The organism is Bergeyella cardium, assembly GCF_009914665.1.
Classification (GTDB): domain Bacteria; phylum Bacteroidota; class Bacteroidia; order Flavobacteriales; family Weeksellaceae; genus Bergeyella_A; species Bergeyella_A cardium.
Genome location: NZ_CP029149.1, coordinates 952,733 through 975,598 on the forward strand (window position 1 = coordinate 952,733; position 22,866 = coordinate 975,598).

The following is a 22,866-nucleotide window of genomic DNA, read 5'->3' on the forward strand; positions in this document are numbered from 1 at the left end:
TATAACGATGAATACAAGATTTTTAATCCTATCCGCAATGGGCTTGCTCTTGGCAGCCAGCCCTTCCACCTTCGCACAGAAGAAAACTCAGGCGAAGAAAACCGTACAGACCCAGAAGAAGCTGAGCCCTCTTCCTACTCCATTTATAGGCAAATGGTACCATTACGACCAAAAAGACGAGATGGAAATAACCGTTGAGTTCCGAAAGAATGCGCAAGCAAAATTAGAAGCTAATGCCTTCTCAGAGGGAAACCTCTCCGTCTATACGGGATTTTGCACCCCTGGGAACAAAGACGGCGAAATCCGATATGGAATAGACCTCACCCTTAATGACGACAAAATACCCCACAAGGGAACATTCTCAGCCAATATCGATAATGATGGCAAGCTCCATTTAAAACCCTCCGCCAACTTGCCTAGTCTGATGGATCGCGGGAAGAGCTATACCTTCTTCTGCAAAGATAAACCCCTAACATTCTACTACCCAGCAAGGAAAATCAATATAAAGGAGTTCATCCTACAGCTCACTCCCTTTATAGGTAATTCAGATGTTAAGGAAATGTTTCGCCTTCTGAAGTGGGGCACCCCTCTTCCGCCAGATCAATGGGTAGAGGGCATTACAACCGACCAAAAAAACCTCTACATCAGTTATAAAGCAAAGGAGGGGGCTAACAAAAACCCTCAGCTCGATTATAAACACAGCGGCGAGCCTTTTACCACCGATGTAGAATGCAAAATCTGGAAATACAAGAATTCTCCCGATTATTTGGTCGGTATCACCAGCCTCACCTTGTCTGATATGGTGAATACCAGCAGCCTCACCTTCTTCCGATACAATCCTACCGAGCATACCCTCGAGTTCCCTCTCCCAGAGGATATCCTCCCTGGTATGCTGAAGATTTCATCCTCCCCTTACGAAAACTCAAACTATGCCGTGAGGTTTGGAGCAAAGAATGATGAGATAGAGATCATCTCTCTGAGTACTGAGAACAAAGACAAGAAAAGCCCTCGCTACCGCTGGAATGGTGAGAAATTTGTGAAGAAATAATCTACATTTTTTCTGAATAGAAACCCTTGTAAATAAAAGAAACTCCCAAATTTGGGAGTTTCTTTTATTTGTTATAATAAGTTTTGATATAGAAATCTTCTTTAGAGCGCATTGTTTTTTGGTCTTCATCAGACTTGTCTTTGTAGCCGCAGAGGTGGAGTATGCCGTGTGCTAAAACTCGAATAAGTTCATGCTCAAAAGGAGTAGAGAGCCCAGCGGCGTTATCAGAAACCCGCTCTAATGAGATGAAAATATCACCGCTTACCGTATTCCCTTTTACATAATCAAATGTAATAATATCGGTATAATAATCGTGATTTAGATAGTCTTGATTTACTTTCAGGAGGTAGGTATCATCACAGAAAATATAGCTGATTTCGCCCAATTTCTTTCCTTCCTGGGAAATAAGGACTTCTATCCACTCAGAGAGGCGAGCAGGTAGGGTGATGGGTGCAGTATTTTCAAAGAAAAAGTTGATCATTTTAGGGAAAATTTTTGCGAAGATAAAGCATTAAAACCAATGCCCAAGTATGACACTGAAAACTCCCTTACTGCGATCAGCTGCTTTACTGAAATTAAGCTTCACCTGCCCGAAAGGAGATTTATAGCCCAGTGTAATACCTCCAGAGACATCTCCAAATTTGAAAACCGACTTTGCATTGTGTTCATTAAAGGTATTGAGAATATTAAAATGCCCAGTGATAAAGTAATTCTTTTTGATTTTAAACTGAAAATCATTACGAGCAATTACGAGATTATTTGCACTGAAACTCCCAAACTGATAACCTGGGAAACTCACGAAATTCGCTAAGTTCTGCTCAAAAATTCCGCCTGGGTAAAATTGATAGTAAGGCGTGAGTGGCTCACCAAAGCTAAAACCTGCAAATAGGTGGAGCCTGTAAGTAAATCGGTTGCTAAAAGCAAAATTGGTTTCAAGATCTCCTTTAATCTGAAAGATTTGGTTCTCAATTTTCTTATCAAACAAGTCCAAGAGTTTTCCCCTTGCATCAAGGGAAAAGCCTTTGGTGGGGAAATCCTTATCGTCTCGAGTATCGGTCTTTATAAAAACATAGGGATTGATAAAGTTTCGCTCGTTGTCATATCTTGCTACCCCCGATTTGGACTCGAAATAATCGTGACTAATGCCCCCACCGATGGCATATTTATCTCTCCAGATGGATTGTATATATGCCTCGTTTCGGAACCATTTCCATTTTCCGATGAGGTTTCTATGGCTGTCGCGAAGTTCAAGACTCATTCCTGAGGCATAGATTCCAAGACCAGGAATATATCCGTTATCTACAAAGTAATTAAAATAGTAGCGCGGGTGGGTTCCTCCTACGATAACATCTGCAGAGAGCACAGAGTTTCTTAGTAGTAGGCGTTTTATGGTAAGGTTCATTAGCAGACCTGTTTTAAAAACCTCATCGTAGTGTAGTCCAAACTTTAAAAAGTATCTTGATTCTATCTCATCTACCTCGAGTTTCAGTACATTTTTATTACCAAGGAGCAGGAGTTCGTAGTTGATGAGGTTATAATTATTGGTTGCATAGAGCTTGTCAATCATTTTATTAATTCCCTTATAGGTTTGCAGAGAAGGGGTTTTAAGTGCCATTTTTCCCTGTATATAATCTCTGTTGAAGATGCGGTTGTTCTCCACAGCAAGGCTATCTACTTTGTAGATATTGGAGTAAATAGGGTTAATGGGTGCTCGGCTGATGCGGTGCTCTCTTTTAGGGAGTTGGTTGAGAACTTCGGTAAATTGCTTAGCAGTTTTGTAGCCTATGTTGAGGATTTTTTCTTTCTCGTCAAAACTTGTGGTAGAGTAGCCACTCAGATTTGGATTGATGAGAATATCTGCATATTTTTCTTGAGAGATATTTTCTCTTTTGGTATTGAAATCAATGACTTGGTTGAGGATTTTTACAGCGGAGTTTAATTCTTCCCTGTCAGCAAGAGGCTGGCTGAGATTCACACCAATGATAATATCCATTCCTTTATCTTTAAGCGGCTTGGCAGGGAAGTTTACTGTCATAGCACCATCTACATAGAGGCTGTCGCCTACCTTTACGGGGTCCATTAATGATGGATATGCTGAGCTTGCCATAATCGAGCTTACGATATCGCCTTTTTCAAAGATTTCCATTTTGCCACTTTCGAGGTTTGTAGCTACACAGAGAAATGGTATTTGGAGTTCGGAGAAGTTGTTGATATTAGAAACATTGCTCAAGAGTTCTTTAAGCAAGTAGAGGTTCTTTTGTCCTGTGGATATTGCCTTCGGTAGTACATTGATTTTCCCTTTGTGTATGGGTACTGTGATGAGGTATTTGTCATTCGTCTTTGAGAAGAAAGGAGTTTCTTGTCGGGGTTTTTCATTGGCGAGTAGGGTATAGAAATCGGTTTCTTTCATTATTTTTTCTATATCCTTTGCCTCATATCCTGCAGCATAGAGCCCACCGACGATTGCTCCCATACTGGTTCCTGAGATATAATCTATTTTTATTCCGAGCGAATCTATTACCTTTAAAACTCCAATATGTGCAAAGCCTTTGGCTCCACCACCAGAGAGGGCGAGCCCTATTTTGGGCGGCTTTTGTGCTATAGGTGATTTTTTTACCTGTGATTCGTACAGCCCAAAGCTCAAAAGGATGAATATAAGCAGGATTTTGTTTTTCATCTTGTTGTTTTTTAAAGAAACGAGAAGGAATTCCTTTTCTTTTGGTGCAAAAATAAAGATTTGTATTCTAAAAATATTTTAAGGTATAGGAGAAGGGGGAAAAGTTTGGCGAAGGGAAATCAGAGAAGTATAAAAAGGGATTAAAGTGGGAAGATTTTTTTAGGATATCAGGTTTGTTGGGTAAAAAAGGAGAGAAGGGAAAAGAGCAAAAAGCATAGCCCTATTTTATGAAAGTCGTCTTATCTTTGCTACGATTTAAGATTTTGTAAATGACTTATACCACAAGACAACTTGCCGAAATTACCCAATCTGAACTCATAGGAAACCCAAACCTGCCGGTAAAAAATATAGCTTTTGATAGCAGAAATATATTTTCGAGCAAGGAGATGGCGTTTATCGCCATCCGTACGCAGAAAAATTCAGGGGAGAAGTATATAAAATCCGCCATAGAAAAAGGTGTAGAAGTAGTGATTTGCCAGAAAAAACCTGAGGAAACACTTGGCGCAACTTATATTATAACCGAAAATTCAATAGCGTTTTTACAAAAGCTGGCGAGATATCATCTCTCGCAGTTTGGAGGTTTAAAGACAATAGGAATTACAGGAAGCAACGGCAAAACTATGGTGAAAGAATGGCTCTACCAATGCCTGAACGATGAATTTAATATAGTGAAAAGCCCGAAGAGTTTTAATTCGCAAATAGGTCTTCCGATTTCATTGTTGCAGATTGATGATAGACATAATTTAGGCATCTTTGAAGTAGGAATTTCTCAACCCGAAGAAATGAAAGTCTTGGAAGAGGTGTTCTCACCTAAAATAGGGATTCTGACGAATATAGGTACAGCACATTTGATTAACTTCAGAGATGAAAACCATTTAATAGATGAGAAAATAGCTCTATTTAAAAACTCGGAGATTATCTTATTTAATGGGGATAATGAGCGGGTATTGGCGAAGATAAAAGCGCTCTATTCAGATAAAAAACTTATCTCTTACGGATTAAAAAGCACCAATGATGTAAAAATTATAAGCGATTGGAAAAATAGAAATAAGGAGGTGAAGATGAGCTACTTTGGTGAGCATATAAATCTGCCCGTGCACCAAAGAGATGAAGCTACACTTAGTAATGTACTCTGCGTAGTAGCCCTAATGAAAGAATTGGGAATAGAAAATTCTAAAATCTTGAAAAAAGTGGAAGGCCTCAAAAGTGTGGAAATGCGGTTGGAGAGCGTAGAGGGGCTTAGAAATAATTTGATTATAAATGATTCCTATAATCTTGACCTTGATTCTTTGAATATTGCTTATCAGTTTATTAATGAGTATAACAAGGCACATAAGGTTCTTATCTTGACCAGCTTTGCCGAGACAAAAAATGATGACAAATTCTATGAACAAGTGGCTAGGCTAACGAATGAACAGAAGTTTGATAAAATATTTCTTATCGGGAAGGAAATTTCAAATTATAAACATCTGTTTTCTGCTGAAACGCTTAGTTTTGATAGTACAGAGCAGATTGTTAGTAATCAACAACTTCATACGATAGAAAATTCCTTAATCCTGCTAAAAGGAGCGAGGAAATTTAGGATTGATAAACTAAAGCTCAGCCTTGAACTTCAAAAGCACGATACGGTTTTGGAGATAAATCTTAATAGCATTCTCCACAACATCAATGTACATAAGGCAGTCCTAAAACCCGAAACCAAAATGATGGCTATGGTAAAGGCGTTTTCTTATGGCTTGGGAGGCTATGAGATTGCGGAATTTTTGCAACATCATCATATAGATTACCTGACCGTTGCCTATGCAGATGAGGGAGCAGACCTCAGGAAGCACGGTATTAGTACGCCGATTATGGTAATGAACCCCGAGCAGCACAGCCATAATGCCATTATAGAATATAACCTTGAGCCGGAGATTTATAGTTTCCGAGTGCTGGATATGTTCTGCGAACAGCTGAAAATAAAAGGTTATAACGGGAAATACCCTATTCACATAAAATTGGAAACAGGTATGCACAGGCTTGGTTTTAAAGGAGATGAAATTGATTACCTTATAGAGCGATTGAATAGTCTTCCTGTAAAAGTGCAATCCGTTTTCACACATTTGGCAACTGCCGATATGCCAGAAGAAAGGGATTATGCCCTCGAGCAAATAAAAATCTTTGATGAAAATTCGTCAAAATTGGTAAGGGGGTTAGCTTATAAGCCATTGAGGCATATTCTGAACTCACCAGGTATAGCCAACTTTAGCGAATATCAGTTTGATATGGTGCGTATAGGAATTGGTATGATAGGTTTTTCTGCTAATGAGGAAATTCAGAAACAATTGCAAAACGCAGTGAGCTTTAAAACGGTGATTTCTCAAATTTCTATAGTGAGAAAGGGAGAAACCATCGGTTATAGCAGAAAGTTTATGGCAGAGGAAGATTGTTATATAGCGACAATCCCCGTAGGCTATGCAGATGGTCTCCCAAGACTTTTGGGAAATGGAGTGGGCAGAGTGAAGATTAATGGTAGCTATGCACCAATTGTAGGGAATGTGTGTATGGATATGATGATGGTAAATCTCGGTAATATCCCTGCAAAGGAAGGCGATGTAGTGAGTATTTTTGATTCGCTGGAGGAGCTGTTGTATTTCTCCGAAAAGTGCCAGACTATTCCTTATGAAGTACTGACCTCCATCTCCCGAAGGGTAAAGAGAGTCTATGTAAAGAATTAAAGTGAGGGCTAATTGTAAATAAGAAAAAGCCTCTTGTAAGTACTTACAAGAGGCTTTTTTATAAAATAAACAATAATAAGAATAAACTTAAAGCGGTTTGTATTCAAATTCTGGGTAGCCTCTTTCGCCATTAATGTTCGTCAATCTATTGAATTTTAGCTTGTAGATAACACCATTGCTGTCTTTAATGATAAAGAACACATTGTTATACACAATACGGTTAAGTACATCTCGCCAGTTGCTACCTATGGCTCTATGGTCGTTGTATACAAATTTGGAATTATCCACATCAGTGGTGGAGAATGATTTATATACATCGGCGGCGTTTTGGCTACTAGGTACTTCTACCATATATGCACCTACGCCTCCCATTGTGTTATGAAGCACGAAATCGGAATAAGTATAAGTACCACTTCCAGCAATTACATTAACGAATACGGTAAAGCATAAGTCCCATTTATTCTTTTCAGGCTGAACGGAAACTTCCTTATCCTCTTTCATATTGAAAAATGTAAAGTGGTAGGCGGGGTTTTTATTGATGATAACCTCTTTGTAGGTGGTGGCATCCAAGTCGGCATATTTTAGTTTGTATCCATTGCCATTGCGGGTAATCTGGATTTTTTTCCAGCCTCTGTCAGCCCCTCCTGTTATCGCCTGACCTAAAGTGATATCTTCAGTGTAGATTTCTTTTCCGAGATTAACGAGATAGATGGCATTTTGGGCATCATCGGCACTGATTTCTGCTATAGCAGTACGCCCAGAAGCATAATTACCTTCAACATTATCTACATAGTTTTCATTTTCTGCTTTAAAGGTTCCTACTTTTATTTTCTTTTGCAAATCTTTTACAGATGCGGAGGTTACGGCGTTTATATCCGTTGCTCCTTCAATTACTCCTGCTGCCATTTGAATCGAGAAGTTGAGGGTTACCTTAAACTCTTTTCCAGAGTGAAATGCCAAATCCCAGGAAGGTCTCTTATTAACGGTCTGCTCTCCTGTGCTTAGATTTAGCCAAACTTGATTAGGTACTGCCGGACCTCCTATTTCTGGACTGATAACCGCTCCTTCAAAAGGAGCAATAGGTACGGGGTCTTCGTTATCCCTCAAACAGGATTGAAAAGTAAAGATACAAAGGCTGAGGTATAGAAATATATTTTTCATTTTCGTATGTTTTTTAATAAGTTAGAATTTATAAGTTAAACTTGCAAAATAGCTCCTTCCGTAGAATAGATGTGTGGTGGTTGAGATACTGTGCCCGCTACCTCCTTGTGTAGTGTTTTTAATTTCTGTTACATCAAAAATGTTTTTTACACCTGCGCTTAGGTTTAAATGATTCTTAAAGAAAGGCTGGCTTATCGTAGCATCCATTCTATTGAAGTCTTCCAGTGTTCCGAGCTCATAGACTCCTTTATTGTTCGCAGGGTCTAAGCCAGAGAGTATGTATTTCTTGCTTTTTCCATTGTATTTATAGTATACAGAGAACAGCGTTTGGGTTTTATTCAGTTTGTAACCAGCAGATACGCTGATTTCTGGTGTAAAGAAATACTCCTCTGGAGAGACAGTATCTACTACTTTTGATTTTAAGGATTGAGAAACTCCCGTTAGTGAGGCACTGGTATTGAAATTAAAGTTGTTGATTCTACCATCAAAGTTTAAGTTGAATAATAAAGACCTATAATCATTAATATTAATGTATTGATACTTTAATGGCTGCAGATTCACGATGGATAAATCTATTCTGTCTTTTACTTGGAGGTACATTCCAGAGATGCTAAAATTATATTTTTTATTCTCTTTTGAGATTTTATAATCGGCAAAGATTGCTGCGGTAAGGCCTTTTTCGGCAGAGAGATTTTCATTTCCGCGAATGTCGTGGTTAGCATTTACTAAGTAAGTGTAAAGCTCCGTATAAGTTGGGAAACGACCTGCAGAACCTCCCGAAAGTCTTATTTCTGATTTGTCAGATAGATTATACTTTAAGGCAAGTGAGTAATTAAGCTGGTCATCAGACTTATTATTGAGGCTATATCTCGCACCTGGCCGTATATGAAACTTAGGGAATAGTCTCCATTCTGCGGAGAGGAAGTGAGCATAATTGAACACTGTTCTTTCAATATTATTTACCCCGAAAAGTCCTGTGCTTGAGTCGGCGAACCCCTGGGTTCTGTCGAGCTCATACCCCAGTTGGAAATTAAATACATCACTGTTAGTAAAGTTACTAAACATACCTCTGGAATATATCGTATTGATATCGTAGTAAGTGAGCTTCTCATTTCTGGATAGCTCGCTTCGGTTGGGCACATCGTATATATAGCTCTGGGTTTGCTTTTCTTGTTTTTGATAAGAAAAATCTCCCATATAATTAATATGCCCGAGCTTGCTAACGATATTAAGCTGGTGAACCCATCTTTGGGTATAGTAGTCGTTATCTCTTGAGATTAGGGTTCGTTTGCCACCAGCAAAGAGTAGAGATTCGGTAATGGGGCTTCTGTAATTGATTTCCTCTTTCATTAGGTTAGCTTTGTAGAAGAGGGTAGTAGCGTTTTTATGGTATCTTATCGTCCCGTTGATGTTGTATAAATCCTTGGGTTGCCAGTCATAACCTCGTTTTCCATTAACGGTTTCGCTAAAAAACTTATAGCCATTCCTTGAGCCTTCATAGCCTTTGAAATCGTTATGATTAAAATCCAAGCTCACCGACCAGTTAGGGTTTATGTTATAGTTGAGATTTACATTTTGTATGTGCCTCCCTTTACCTTTTTTGTAGAGGTCGTAGCCTGTATTTACGGTTTCTTCTTGCAGGTTGATGCTGCCTGTAAATTTTTTGTTGTATTTCTTTTTCGTAATGATGTTGATTACCCCTGTTACGGCATTACTTCCATACTCTACACCCATAGAGCCGCGCACTACTTCTATTTTCTCGATATTATCTACGCTTATTTTAGTTAAATCGATTAAGTTACCGAGAGATTCATCATTAATAACGGGGATGTTATCTATTAATACTTTGGTATATTCGCCTCCTAATCCCAATATATTAGCATACGAATTACCATTAGACCTGTCGGGAACGATAAGCATATTCAGGTTTTGGTTAAGCACTTCAGCTACATTATTTGCCGCCATATTCTTGATTTGTGCTCCGTCTATTACTTCTACTTTATAAACCGATTTGTTTATAGACTGTGGTGAAAACTGACCAGTAATCACCACTTCTTTTATATCTCTTGTCTGCAAGGAATCTGTTTTCTGTGCCTGTACTGCTGCTGCCATACTTATGCACAGTGCTCCGAGAGTATATTTAACTTTATTCATAAAAATTAATTTTAGGCAAAGATAATATTTATTTAGAATTGATATTACTAAATCACTATATTTGCGAAAATTTTTAAAGTGATTTAATTATGAAAAAAGGTTTATTTCTATCAATGGCATTAGCTCTTTCAGCTAATATGAGTACGCATCTATCTGCTCAGGTAAAAGATGCGAATGGTTACACTACCGTAGAGGCTACTATGGGGCAGAATTATCAGAACAGGGTGTTTTACAGCTTCGGGAAGAACAATCTCATCTCTCAGCCTGCCGAGACTTGGGATATTGCTTTTTATAGAAACAGTATGTTTGAAACAGGTACAAGGATAAATGATGCTAAGAATATCCTAGTTTATGTAGCCAGTGAAGACCCTACCCAGTGGGATAGCGTTAATACAAGTATCGTTTCCACAGGTACTCCTCTTTACAATCCTGATAAAACAGAAAAAATTGAAGTAGGAGCATTTGAACAAGGCCCGAGATCTTTAGGTTGGGGAGATTATAACCCAACTACCCACCAGATAGAAGGAAAAGTGATTTATATCTTGCACTATGGCGGTGCTGTTTATTATAAATTTATGATTGAGAATAGATTTAAGAATTATAAAATTAAGTATGCAAAACTAAAAAGTGATGGTACTTGGGAGGATACTAAAACAGCAATTATCCCAGATGGAACAGATGACGCTTTCTTCAACTACTTCTCCTTTGATACTAATGCAAAAGTCCCTAACCTCGAGCCACCGAAAAAAGATTGGGATCTAATGTTTACCCGTTATTGGACTTTGTATAATAATGTAGCAATGTATCGTATGTCTGGTATTATCCAAAGCCCTAATATCGTAGTAGCACAGACAAATGAGACCCAAGATACTCCAACTTTCACCGCACCTGTAGCTTCTAAATACTCAAAAGGTATTACCACTATTGGGCATTCTTGGAAAGGTATAAGTACTGTACATAATAATGTAGTATACTATATTAAGAATAACAGCACAAAGAAATTCTATAGAATGTACTTTATTATCAATGGCGGTGCATCTACTGGTAATATGCACTTTAAGTATAAAGACATTACCGATGATTTAGGCGTACAAGATCTTAACACTAAAGCATCTTTCGGGGTATATCCGAACCCAACTGTGGATAAAAGAGCTACCCTCCTCTTCGATGTAAAAGAAAAAGACAGTAATAAAGGTACTGCCGAGCTCTACGACCTCTCCGGTAAGAAGGTATATGAAGTCTCTCTAAGCAATCAAAGCGGTCTCTATAAGCAGGAGCTCAACTTCCAGCACCTACCAGCAGGAAACTATATCCTCAAAGTAAGCTACGGAGGAGCTTCACAAACCAAAAAGCTTATCTTGAAGTAAGAACTTTTCTAGTTTAAATTTTTTCATATCGTGCAAATCCCAAAAACCTAGTTTTTGGGATTTGTCTTATATCTATTCTCCGCAAAACCTTCGGAGAATAAGCCGTATATTTACCGCAAAATTGAAACAATGGCGCTTTATATTCATCAGTGGGAAACCTTACCACCTCCAAGTACGCTAAAATTACCAAAACCTCTCCCGATACCGCCCTCAGGGATATTAATGATTTGCTCCAAAAGGGTGTTTTAAAAAAATCCGAGTCAGGAGGTCGCAGTACCCACTATATCCTCAATAACTAACCCGAGAGAATGCCCCTAGGGTTTGCTTTCGTTTTAATCCTCCTTCCCCTTTTTATTAAGAAACGCATCCCAGCCCTGTGCCGTGAGTTTGGAGAGCTCGTTACTCCCTCTTAGCACAAGGTAGCAGCCTTCGGAGGCTTCCGTAGCGTGCCCTATAATCGTAAAGTCGGGGTGGTTCTTTATTTTATCGTAGTCTGAAGGGGCAATCGTCATCAGCAGCTCATAATCCTCACCCCCAGAGAGTGCTGCGATGCTTGGGTTGAGGTTAAACTCATCTGCCGTCATTATCGTGAGCTCATCCATCGGTATTTTCTCCTCGTAGAGGCGGAAACCTATCTTGCTCTGGTCGGCGAGGTGAAGGATTTCGGAGGCGAGCCCATCGGATACATCAATCATCGCTGTGGGCTGTATGCCGAGCTCTTGGAGCTTAGCGCGGATATCCGTCCTCGCTTCGGGTTTTAGTTGCCTTTGGAGGATGTAGTCATAGCCCTCCATCTCGGGCTGCATATTCGGATTTACGAGGAATACCGAATGCTCCCGCTCCAGCACTTGCAGACCCATATACGCCCCTCCGAGGTCTCCCGTCAGTACGAGCAAGTCGTTCGGTTGTGCACCGCTTCGTTTCGTGAGGCTTTCCTTTTCTCCATAGCCTATTGCGGTAATGCTGATCACCAGCCCAGAATGAGAACTCGTCGTATCGCCTCCTACAACATCTACTCCGTAATGCTTGCAGGCGTGCTCGATTCCTTCGTACAGCTCCTCGAAAGCCTCTACGGGGAACCTGTTAGACGCCGCAATCCCTACGAGAATCTGCGCAGGCACGGCATTCATCGCAGCAATATCGCTCAGGTTGGCAACTACCGCTTTGTATCCCAAGTGCTTCAGTGGGGCATAGCCAAGGTTAAAGTGCACGCCTTCGGCAAGGATATCGGTTGTGATGGCAATCTCTCTGCCTTCTGCCGAGAGCAGTGCGGCATCATCGCCTATGCCTAAGATGGAGGAAGGCTGCTGGAGGCTAAACCTCTTGGTCAGGTGCTTAATGAGCCCAAACTCTCCGAGCTCGGAAACGGGGGTAAGTTGTGGTGATTTATCTTCGAGCATTTCTTCTGTTTTAAGGCGCCAAACATACAGAATTTTTCTCTAATGCTTGTGGAGGAGGGGAGATAGAATTTCTTTTTTTACTTATCCCATAAACCAAAAAAAATCAAAATACAGCCCCCTACTTCATAAAAAGCAGGGGATCGTTTTATTATAGAAGAAGGCTTCTCTAACTCCTAAGAGCGCAGCTGAATCTTCGTCCATTTCTTGGGTAGGAATACCGAAGGGTCTATATTCTCTGGGCGTGTAGGACTGTTTTTAAGGGTGTCTCGGGAGAGCATTTCGGTGCTCTGGGTCTTGTAATCAGAAAAGGCAGCGAGCACATCGTTTGGTGGTGAGGTCATCTTCCTAATCATAGAATCTATCCAAACACCGAGTACGGCAACGGTAGCGCAGTGGGAGCCATCGGCGAGATAGAATCTGTGGATGAATTTATAGATGCCCGCATCTTCGGAAAGCCCTGCCAGCTCGAGGGAGACATAGACCTCCTGGTCGGTATAAATCTCCTGAAAGAAAAACACCTCCTCGTGGAGGATAACGGGCGCGATGCCCCATCGGTTCAGCTGTGAAAGCCCCATTTTGTGCTTGTTCATAAAGCCCATACGGGTCTGCGTACAGTAATCTGCATAGGCAGCGTTTGCGAGGCATCGGTTGGCATCTATATCGCTCCATCTCACCTCAAATTTATGGTAGTAGGTTGCCATTGTGTGATGTTTTATGTGGTCAAACATACATATTTTTTTACTAATATCTATAAGTGGTATTGATGGGTGATTGTTCTTCAATAAAAAGTATAAAAGTTCAGTATAAAATCTAAAATTTTCTTTCAAAAAGCAGTTTGTTTTTTGAAACTGTTGATTAATTTTTCTTTCTAAATGACGAAAATGGGAAACTTGTGTGAGATTTTGGGAGCTCTAAACACTTAAATTTAACTAAAAATAGGGTATTTTAACTAAAAATCTTAAATAAATTTTTCATCAATTATTTTATTGTATTTTCAGAATATAATGATAAAGTAAATGTGGTTTTTGTTAGTGATGTAATAATTTAATATAGGTTTAAATAATAAATTATTATGTTTTTCATAGAATGTAGCATAAGATTGAGAATATTTATTATTGCTTTTTGTATATATGCTAATATTGTAAATATTGCTAATATATAATAAAATAATAATTATTTTATGTTTTTTAATATTAAAAATTTATTAAAATAAATAAAATTTTGTAGTATTAAAAATATTGTGTAGTATTGTCCAGTTAATTTTAAATGAATTAATAATGAGAAAGTCTACATTAGAGTTCGGGTCATTTACCCGAAAATTGCCAGTAGCATTATGTTACTTATTTGCTACGGCAGTGTTTGCACAGAATGCCCAAGAGGTAAAGGTTCTTCAAAGCAAGACGAACCTAAAAGGATTGAATTTATTAGGCAAGCAATTCCGCAAAGGAACGCTAAGCAGAGCGCAGCTGGAGTCCAGAGCAAAGGAGATGAACATTCCGTTCACCACCGAGTTTGGAGGTAAGTTTTACCAGTTGCAAGGTTTTAACGCTAAGGGCTTCCCTTTGTACTATGTAACGAGCAATGCTGGAGCAGCAGAAGGTACGGGAGTTTCAAGGCTTCAGACGAGCCCAGGATTGGAACTTCAAGGAGAAGGTATTGTTCTCCGTGAGTGGGATGGAGGAGCTGTAAGGCTTACCCACCAGGAATTTGGAGGAAGAGCCAAAATGGGTGATACCTCTACACGGCTTAATAGCCACTCTACCCATGTGGCGGGGACAATGGTTGCCAGTGGAGTAGATAAGAAAGCGAAAGGAATGGCACCAAAAGCAGAGCTTATCGCCTATGACTGGAATGATGATGAGGATGAAATGACAACAGCTGCAACTAACGGGGCACTTCTTTCAAATCACTCTTATGGTTATTTAGGAGGTTTTGAGTATGGTAACTGGTCAGGAGCTACAGGTTGGCACTGGTTAGGAACTGATGATGATACAGAATATGTAGGCTATGGACATTATGGAGAAACGGATGCTCAATGGGATTTAATCTCAAAAAATGCTCCTTATTACTTGGCGGTAAAAGCAGCAGGTAACCCAAGAGGAGATGGTCCTGAACCTGGTGGAGCACACTATGTAAGAAAATTAGAGAATGGTAAATTAGTATGGGCAAAATCTACAAAAGTTCGCCAAAAGAATGGGGGAGCCAATGGTTTTGATTGTATTAACCACGGTGCAACAGGTAAAAATGGGCTTATTATCGGAGCGGCTCATAAAATCCCAGGTGGCTACAAACAGCCAAGTGATGTAAAAGCAGCGAGTTTCTCAGCTTTCGGTCCTACCGATGATGGTCGTATCAAGCCGGATTTAGCGGGGATAGGCGTAGGAGTTTATTCTACCACCTCCACCGGCGATAGCCAATATACCTCTTTGAGCGGTACCTCAATGGCGTCTCCGAATGTAACCGGTTCACTCGCTTTATTACAAGAGCATCACAATAAACTCTACAGCTCGTTTATGAAATCTGCTACGCTAAAAGCATTGGCGATTCATACAGCAAATGAAGCTGGCGAACATCCGGGACCAGATTATCAGTTCGGTTGGGGACTTCTCAATACTTTTAAAGCTGCAGAAGTATTATCCACCAAAAATAAATACTCAAAAGTAGAAGAGGTTACCTTAAATAATAATGGCACTTATACCCTAAAACTCACGGCAACGGGAAGTGCACCATTAGTTGTAACCATTGTTTGGGATGATGCCGTAGTAGAGAAACTTCCAGATGCTACGCTTAACAACAGAGAATCCGTATTGGTAAATGACTTGGATTTACGAGTATCCGATGGAGCAACCACTTTCTTCCCTTGGAAATTAGATGTAAATAATCCAGCGAACGCTGCTACCAAAGGCGATAATACCAAAGACAATGTAGAGCAGGTAGTGATAGAAAACCCGGTAGCAGGCAAGGAATACACCATCACCGTAAGCCATAAGGGTGACCTGAAAAAGAACGATGACCAGGGTAAATTAGTTCCTGCAGCTTCTCAAGACTTCTCTCTTATTGCAACGGGAATTAACAATGGTGTATCAAAAGACTTGGCATTAAAATCCGTATCCTTACCACCAGCTAAGGAGTATACAAACCAAACGCCAGTAACGGTAGAGGTAGAGAACTTAGGAAGTGCATCTGCAACAGGAGCTAAACTTAAATACAAACTCGTAAATGTAGACAATGGTAATGCCGTAGAGCATACAGGAGAAGTAGCATTAGAAGAAGTAGCACAAGGAAAGACGCTTAGCAAGTCGTTTAATGTAGATTTATCCAAATCATTTGTGAATTACAATGTAGAGGTAGAAGTAGTATTTGTGGGAGATGAGGTAACGATGAACAATACTGCATCAGTAAGTGCGTATGGGGTAGTTGCATCAGTAGAGAATCCGGGCGAGTCTCATTTCTTCGGTTTTGAGGAAGACTTCGAGAAGAGCGGCTGGGTATCTAAGGATGTAGATGGAAATGGAAGAACCTGGATGAAATATACAGATGCAGACTTAGCAAATACAGGAAAGAGCTTTGCGGTGAACTTCCCTAATAGAGCAAAAGGTACAGACGATTGGTTATTCTCCAACCCTATCAAGGTGAAAGCAGGTAAGCTCTATATGCTGGAGCTCTACGCAGGTAGATTCCAGAATGATGAAGAAAATCTTGAATTCTTCTATGGTGATAGCCCGGAAGTATCAGCAATGACCAATAAGTTAGGAGATAAATTAACCCTTGCTCCAAGTTATAATAAAGTAAATAGAGAATTTACTCCTACAAAAGATGGCGTCATTTATTTAGGCTTCCACAATAAGATGGACGCCGATAAGGCCTCTTATGCTGTAGCAGTAGATGATGTATTGGTAAGATTTGCAGAAGGGAAACCATCAGCAGACTTTACAGTGGCTAAACCAAGAGTTAATTCTTATGAGACAGTTCAGCTTAATAATAATACAACAACTGCCTCTACTCAGCCAGCGACTTATGAATGGTCATTCAGCCCGAATACAGTAGAGTATAAAGACGGTACAACAAGCACATCTAAAGATCCGAAAGTAAGATTTACAGAAGAGAAACAGTATTCAGTAACATTGAAGGCAACGAATTCTTCAGGTAATGATGTTAAGGAGAAAAAAGACTTTATCACTGTTAAGAATACGCCATCTCAAGCTAAATTTATCACTTCAGGAAATTCAATCTTTGAAACTGAAACGGTAGCATTTACTAATAAATCTACTGGTGATCCGCTTCCTACATCATTTGAATGGACGGTAACGCCAAGCGATAATACAGAATTTGTAAGTGGTACTACTTCTACATCTAATAACCCAGTAGTTAAGTTTAATAAATCCGGAGACTATAAAGTTTCTCTAAAAGCAACTTCTCCACAAAACGAAACCACTGCTGAGGTAGATATAAAAGTAGCAGGAGTACATAATTCCGTGAAAGATCTTTCAGCTACTCAAGAGAATAACAAGGTAAATCTCAAGTGGGTAAGGCCTAATATGAACCCTTCCTATACCGAAGGATTTGAATCTGGAAAAATACCTACCGAGATGACAGTCTATGACAATAATGCAGATAAAATGAGCTGGATGATTTCTGCTTTTAATAAAGCAAGTGGAAATTATGGACTACTCAATTATGGTTGGTACTTCAGAAGTATGGATGTAGATGACTGGATCGTAACTCCTAAAATAAAAGGAGGAGCAGAAGTGCTTAAATATTTTGTGAAACACGACTATGTAGAAAGATATGATGTGTATGTAGTGAAAGCACCAGCTTCTGGTAAAGCACCAACGATAGATGAAATCAAAGCAACAGGTGAAATTGTTTACAAGTTTGATGGAACTGAAAAAACTAAAGGTACATTTGTTGAAAGAGAAGTTGATATCAAAGAACACTCTAAGGATGACTTCTTCGTAGTGTTCCACCACAGAACTACAAAAGATGATGACGCTCTTCTCCTTGCATTAGATGATATCCAGATAGGATATAAAGATAATGTAAGCTCTGATAAGACAGTAGCTGCAAAACCATCTGATGAAGCATCTGTTGACTTGAAGCAAGTAGTAAGAGAAGGTACTAAGATTCTGAAATCTGGTGATTTTGAAGATCCATACAAAGCAGAAGCACGAGAGCAAGTGCCAGTAGAGTTTGGAGCTACAGACCTTCCTAAACTTGAGAAGTATGAGATTGTGAGAAACAATGTAAAACTCACCGATATCAATGACTATAACACATTGAAACACACAGATAATCTTACACAGACTGGTACTTATACCTACGATGTATACGCTGTGTACTCTGATGGTAAGAAGTCTGATAAGGCAAGTGTAACGATTGTTGTAGATAACCTTTCTGCTTCAGAGGTAGTGAAAGGTGGTCTGAAAATCTATCCAAACCCATCCAATGGTAGATTTACTATCGAGCTTGGTAGTGGAACTTCTTCAGTTCAAGCACAGGTTTATGACCTTTCAGGTAAGCTACTCTTCAAGAAGGATTATAGCGGTAGCAGAGCTGATCTCGACCTTACCCACTATCCGAAAGGCGCATATCTATTGCACCTTACCAATAGCAAAGGTGAGAAGCAAACGGCTAAACTCATCGTTCAGTAAGGTAAGTTTTTCATAGCTTAATCATTTGAAAGCGGGTTAATATTCATTAACCCGCTTTTTTATTGCTTTTTTGGGGGAAATAAGGCTTTTTGGGCAGTGTTAAATTATTAAAAATGTAATGTTTTCATTGTTTTATTGCGAATAATTCGTGTGAAAGCGCTAACCTTTATGTCGGGAAGCTTTCAGCTCGCCTGAAAGCTCCAAAACCTTGTAAAGCCTCCCATCATTTTCTAAAAACGGAGAGAGGAAATCCTTTAACCTTAATTCTACTTAAAGAGAGGTGTTTTTTAAGGGAAATGGAAGCTATATTAAAATAAAAAAGCCACTTATTAGGAAAGTGGCTTTGAGTTTATTTGGCTTTCTGCATATCGGTGATGATGTGTATGGCTTCTTCTACGAAGAGGTCTTTTTGCAGGTTTTTAATCCAGTTTTCGGTCTTTTTCTTAAAGGCCTCGTCTTTTTTCTCTCGCTCTATTTCTTCGGGGAAGATGGAGAAGGTGAGGCCGTTTCTGAATTTATCCAAACTATTGAACTTCTCTATTTGAGCTTTTCGGGTTTTCATCAGCTGATCAAATTTCTTTTGATTGAGCGTAATGCTCTCTTCTTTATCCATCGCCTCTTTCCATTTGGAGGATTCCATCAGAAGCTGATAGGTTTTATTGGCATCTATTCTTTTAGAGCTTGCTTTTGAGAGCGTTTCTAGGTCTATTTCATTCACTTTCTTGAAAGGGGTTGGGGAGATTTTGTCCCAAGCGAGGGCATAGTCATCAAACCGCTCACCGATTTCTGCGTAGCTGAAGAAGTCTTTCATTTTAATATCAGCCTCTATGCCTTTTCTTTGGGTGGATTCCCCCGTTACGCGGTAGAATTTCTGTATGGTGAGTTTTAATGAACCGAAATCATCAGAGGAGTTTAGGAATCTGTTGAGATCTACGAAGGTTTGTACTGTACCTTTTCCGAAGGATTGTGGGGAGCCTAAGATGATGGCTCTGCCATAGTCCTGCATTTGTCCTGCAAGAATCTCAGATGCAGATGCTGAGAATTCATTTTGCATAATGATGAGGTCACCCGTCCAGATAGGGTCTATGGACTTGCTTTTATAGGTTTCGGTTTTGCCTTCTCCATCTTTTACCTGTACAAAAGCGCCAGACTTCATAAACAGCCCCATAATATCGCCCACCTCGGTGAGGGAGCCTCCGCCGTTGTTTCTAAGGTCAAGGATGATGCCTTCTATGTTCTGCTTTTTGAGCTTTAAAATCTCTGCTTTAATGTCATCAGAGGCATTTCTTCCTTTCTTATTTTCAAAATCTGCGTTAAAACTCGGTAGGTTGATGAGCCCGTATTTCTTACCATTGGGCGCATTGACGATGATGCTTCTTGCAAAGGTGTCTTCTATGGATACTTTTTCTCTGATGAGGGTTACTTCTTTTATGGATTTGTCTTTCTTCTCTACGGTGAGGGTTACTTTTGTTCCCAGCTCTCCACGGATGAGTCTTACGGCTTCATCTACGAGCATTCCAGAGACATTTACCGCTTCGGCAGAGGGTTTAGATTTTACTTTCAGGATTTTGTCTCCTGCGGTCAGCTGTTTAGACTTCCACGCAGGGGCGCCTATGGTAAGCTCTCCGAGGAAGAGGTTGCCTTTTTTCTCTTGAATAATAGCGCCAATACCGATGATTTCTCCCTTGAAAGAGGCATCAAAATCTTCTTTATTGGTCGGGGAGAAGTAGCTTGTATGTGGGTCAAACACCTCTGTATGGGCATTCATATAGACCGTAAACCAGTTCATTCTCTTTCTTTTCTTAAACCTGATAAAGTATTGGGAGATGTAGTCTTTCACTTCATCTGTAGCTTTTGTGAGTTTCTCTTGTGGTGAGAGTTTTTTCACATTGATGGTATCCAATAGTTTGTTGGCAATCACGGAATCTTTCTTCTTTTGCTGGGCTTCCTCTTTGGCAGTGAGGGTTTCCATTTCTTGGAGGATATTAAACTTGATGTATTTCTTCCATTCGTTATAGAGTTCCTGCTTGTTGGCAGGGTAGTTTTTCTTCTTGGAATCTAATATATATACATCGTTTTCATTGAGATTAATAGGATTTTTGAGAATTTCTTGGGTTATTTTATCCACCTCATCTACTCGCTGATAGAGCCTATCGGTACTGAGTTTATAGAATGCCAGATTTCCCGTTTTGAAGTAGTCATCCAGCTTATCTTTATGTTGGTTAAACTCACTAATATCCTCTTTCATAAAGAATCTTTTCCCTGGGTCTATCATTTCAAGGTATTTATTATAGACTTCTCGGGAGTAAGCGTCATTAATCGGTTTGGGGCTATAATGCCAGTATTGCAGGGTGTTCATTACACTCACCATAATGGTTCGCATTTTATCATCGTCATTTTTAGGTGAGTTAAAGCAGAAAATAAGAGTAGTAAGAGGTAAGAATAAGAGGAGTTTGTTTAATCTCAGTTTCTTTATAAAATTCATAAATCCTAAATGTATTTCGTTTGTAAGTTAATTTTAAAAAATGAATTACCAAAAGTAAGATTTATTCTCATATAGCAAGTATTTTTTTGATATTTTTGCTCAAATTTTTTTCAGATGAAGAAACCTTTGATTTTGGTAACTAATGATGATGGTATTACTGCGCCAGGTATTAGAAAATTAGCAGAGTTTATGGGCGAGATAGGAGAGGTTGTAGTCGTTGCACCCAATTCTCCTCAAAGTGGAAAAGGGCATGCAATCACCATTAATTCTACCCTTACCTATGAAGAAATCCATCTTGATGAAAACCAGAAAAACTACTCTCTAAGCGGTACTCCCGTAGATTGTGTAAAGTTTGCATTAGATAAAATCCTTACCCGAAAGCCAGATTTGGTGGTTTCGGGCATTAATCACGGAGCCAATTCCTCTATTAATGTCATCTATTCAGGGACGATGTCTGCTGCTGTGGAGGCAGGAGTAGAAGGGCTTCAAGCGATTGGATTTTCGTTGTTGGATTTTAGCTGGGATGCTGACTTCTCTCAGGCGAAAAAATACATTCAGCAGATCGTAAGAAATGTTTTAGAAAACCCAATTCCCAAAGGTATCGTCCTCAATGTAAATATCCCCAAACTCCCAGAAAAGGAAATCAAAGGGATAAAAGTCTGCAAACAAGCACAAGCCAAATGGGAAGAGAGCTTTGATGAAAGAATAAACCCACACGGTAAAAAATATTACTGGCTTACAGGCTATTTTAATAATATGGACAATAGCCAAGATGCAGATGAAATCGCACTATCCGAAGGGTATATCTCCATCGTTCCTGTAAAGTTTGACCTTACCGCCTACGAATACATTTCCGATCTTCGCAAGGTTATGGAATAATCTGTGAGCTATGGTCTTTGGTTTTCACTTTGGTGATTACCTCCGTACAGATGCCCTTCTCATCAAACAGGAAGGTCGTCCGCACAATTCCCATAAACTCCTTGCCCATAAATTTTTTGAGTTGCCACACTCCAAATTGCGTGATGATTTCCCTCTTTTCATCCGCAATGAGGTCATATTGTAGATTGTTTTTCGTGTGAAATTTCTTCTGTCTTTCCACAGAATCTGCACTGATTCCCAATACCTGAAATCCTTGCTCGGTAAGCCTTTCATAGTTCTCATTCAGGTTACAGGCTTCTGCAGTACAGCCAGGTGTGCTTGCTTTTGGGTAGAAAAATACCACGAGTTTTTTCCCTTTAAAGTCTGATGATTTTATCGTTTTTCCATCTTGGTTTGTGCCTTCAAAAGTTGGCAATGAGTTTCCTGTTTCTATCATAAATTCTAATTTTGCCTCAAATAAAAGAAAAATATGACCAAAAAACAAAGAGCCGAAATCGTAATGACTGAGCTTGAAAAGCTCTACCCAGAGATTGAAATCCCCTTAGACCATACCGATGTTTTTACTTTGCTTGTAGCGGTTGCACTCTCGGCTCAAACGACTGATAAAAAAGTAAATGAAATCACTCCCCACCTCTTTGCCATAGCCGATACCCCAGAAAAAATGTCAAAATTAGAAGTCCCAGAGATTAAGGAGCTCATCAAGCAAATCGGTTTATCTAACCAAAAAGCCAAAAACCTCAAAAAAATGTCCGAAATCCTTGTACAAAAGTACAATGGCAAGGTTCCAGCATCTTTCGAAGAGCTCGAAGAGCTACCAGGTGTAGGGCACAAAACCGCTTCCGTCGTGATGAGTCAGGGCTTTGGGCATCCCGCTTTCCCTGTAGATACCCACATTCACAGGCTGATGAAGCAGTGGAAACTCTCCGATGGCAAAAATGTCATCCAAACCGAGCAAGACGCTAAAAAGCTCTTCCCTAAGGAGAAATGGAACAAGCTACACATCCAAATCATCCTCTACGGTCGCGAATATTCCCCAGCAAGAGGCTCCCAAGAGAAAGATTTTCTCACCCCTATGCTGTTTCATAGCTAGATTTATTTATATTTGCATCTACATATTTCAATTTTATAAATTTTTTACAGATGAAAGACTTAATCGAAAAAATTAATGCAGAATTTGAAGCATTCTCCACAGAAGCGAATGCACAAGCAGAAAAAGGAAACAAAGCAGCAGGTACCAGAGCAAGAAAAGCCGCTCTAGAACTTAGCAAACTTTTCAAAGAATTCAGAAAAGTTTCTGTTGAAGAATCCAAGAAATAATTGTATTTCA

At 39.6% G+C, this 22,866-nt stretch carries 15 protein-coding genes; 7 read left to right on the forward strand and 8 right to left on the reverse strand.

Annotated elements, in window-relative coordinates; genetic code table 11:
* Positions 1–7 precede the first annotated feature (7 nt).
* On the forward strand, positions 8–1,048 hold the full coding sequence (locus tag DBX24_RS04415) for a hypothetical protein (RefSeq protein WP_160224082.1): 1,041 nt from the start codon (positions 8–10) through the stop codon (positions 1,046–1,048).
* Between the two features lie 64 nt (positions 1,049–1,112).
* Here the strand turns inward: DBX24_RS04415 and ybeY are convergent, their stop codons facing one another.
* Positions 1,113–1,529 carry an rRNA maturation RNase YbeY gene (gene ybeY / locus DBX24_RS04420; RefSeq protein ID WP_120488191.1) on the reverse strand — a complete coding sequence of 139 codons (417 nt, stop codon included), beginning with the start codon at positions 1,527–1,529 and terminating at the stop codon, positions 1,113–1,115.
* A gap of 30 nt (positions 1,530–1,559) precedes the next feature.
* Positions 1,560–3,725: a patatin-like phospholipase family protein gene (locus tag DBX24_RS04425; RefSeq protein WP_160224083.1), complete on the reverse strand. Its 2,166-nt coding sequence runs from the start codon at positions 3,723–3,725 to the stop codon at positions 1,560–1,562.
* Positions 3,726–3,994: 269 nt separating this feature from the next.
* Here DBX24_RS04425 and DBX24_RS04430 point away from each other — a divergent pair, with 269 nt between their 5' ends.
* Positions 3,995–6,442, forward strand: coding sequence for a bifunctional UDP-N-acetylmuramoyl-tripeptide:D-alanyl-D-alanine ligase/alanine racemase (locus DBX24_RS04430; protein WP_160224084.1), 2,448 nt, complete (start codon positions 3,995–3,997; stop codon positions 6,440–6,442).
* An 87-nt stretch (positions 6,443–6,529) separates the two neighbouring features.
* Here the strand turns inward: DBX24_RS04430 and DBX24_RS04435 are convergent, their stop codons facing one another.
* Positions 6,530–7,603 carry an HmuY family protein gene (locus tag DBX24_RS04435; protein ID WP_160224085.1) on the reverse strand — a complete coding sequence of 358 codons (1,074 nt, stop codon included), beginning with the start codon at positions 7,601–7,603 and terminating at the stop codon, positions 6,530–6,532.
* Between the two features lie 21 nt (positions 7,604–7,624).
* On the reverse strand, positions 7,625–9,757 hold the full coding sequence (locus DBX24_RS04440) for a TonB-dependent receptor plug domain-containing protein (RefSeq protein WP_160224086.1): 2,133 nt from the start codon (positions 9,755–9,757) through the stop codon (positions 7,625–7,627).
* 89 nt (positions 9,758–9,846) lie between these two features.
* On the opposite strand from DBX24_RS04440, the gene DBX24_RS04445 reads away from it, so the two are divergent.
* The gene (locus DBX24_RS04445; protein WP_160224087.1) at positions 9,847–11,124 is read left to right on the forward strand and encodes a T9SS type A sorting domain-containing protein; all 1,278 of its coding nucleotides are present in this window, start codon (positions 9,847–9,849) and stop codon (positions 11,122–11,124) included.
* 332 nt (positions 11,125–11,456) lie between these two features.
* On the opposite strand, the gene thiL is transcribed toward DBX24_RS04445, so the two are convergent.
* Both thiL and DBX24_RS04460 read right to left on the reverse strand, forming a co-directional pair.
* Positions 11,457–12,524 (reverse strand): thiamine-phosphate kinase, encoded by a 1,068-nt coding sequence (gene thiL / locus DBX24_RS04455; RefSeq protein WP_160224089.1) that lies wholly within the window; start codon positions 12,522–12,524, stop codon positions 11,457–11,459.
* 173 nt (positions 12,525–12,697) lie between these two features.
* Positions 12,698–13,225: an acyl-CoA thioesterase gene (locus tag DBX24_RS04460; protein WP_160224697.1), complete on the reverse strand. Its 528-nt coding sequence runs from the start codon at positions 13,223–13,225 to the stop codon at positions 12,698–12,700.
* 576 nt (positions 13,226–13,801) lie between these two features.
* On the opposite strand from DBX24_RS04460, the gene DBX24_RS04465 reads away from it, so the two are divergent.
* A complete protein-coding gene (locus DBX24_RS04465; protein WP_160224059.1) occupies positions 13,802–18,175 on the forward strand; it encodes a S8 family serine peptidase in 4,374 nt (1,457 codons plus the stop codon).
* Positions 18,176–18,524: 349 nt separating this feature from the next.
* On the opposite strand, the gene DBX24_RS04470 is transcribed toward DBX24_RS04465, so the two are convergent.
* Complete coding sequence (locus tag DBX24_RS04470) at positions 18,525–20,660, reverse strand: carboxy terminal-processing peptidase (RefSeq protein WP_160224090.1); 2,136 nt, start codon at positions 20,658–20,660, stop codon at positions 18,525–18,527.
* Between the two features lie 114 nt (positions 20,661–20,774).
* Between DBX24_RS04470 and surE the strand changes: the two genes are divergently transcribed.
* Positions 20,775–21,539 carry a 5'/3'-nucleotidase SurE gene (surE, locus tag DBX24_RS04475; RefSeq protein WP_120488180.1) on the forward strand — a complete coding sequence of 255 codons (765 nt, stop codon included), beginning with the start codon at positions 20,775–20,777 and terminating at the stop codon, positions 21,537–21,539.
* Here surE and bcp read toward each other — a convergent pair.
* Positions 21,529–21,975, reverse strand: a complete 447-nt coding sequence (bcp, locus tag DBX24_RS04480; protein ID WP_160224091.1) for a thioredoxin-dependent thiol peroxidase — start codon at positions 21,973–21,975, stop codon at positions 21,529–21,531. The genes surE and bcp overlap by 11 nt on opposite strands.
* A 33-nt stretch (positions 21,976–22,008) precedes the next feature.
* On the opposite strand from bcp, the gene nth reads away from it, so the two are divergent.
* Both nth and DBX24_RS04490 read left to right on the forward strand, forming a co-directional pair.
* Positions 22,009–22,629: an endonuclease III gene (gene nth, locus DBX24_RS04485; protein ID WP_160224092.1), complete on the forward strand. Its 621-nt coding sequence runs from the start codon at positions 22,009–22,011 to the stop codon at positions 22,627–22,629.
* A gap of 50 nt (positions 22,630–22,679) precedes the next feature.
* On the forward strand, positions 22,680–22,856 hold the full coding sequence (locus tag DBX24_RS04490) for a BF3379 family histone-like protein (RefSeq protein ID WP_120488178.1): 177 nt from the start codon (positions 22,680–22,682) through the stop codon (positions 22,854–22,856).
* The last annotated feature ends 10 nt before the right edge of the window (positions 22,857–22,866 follow it).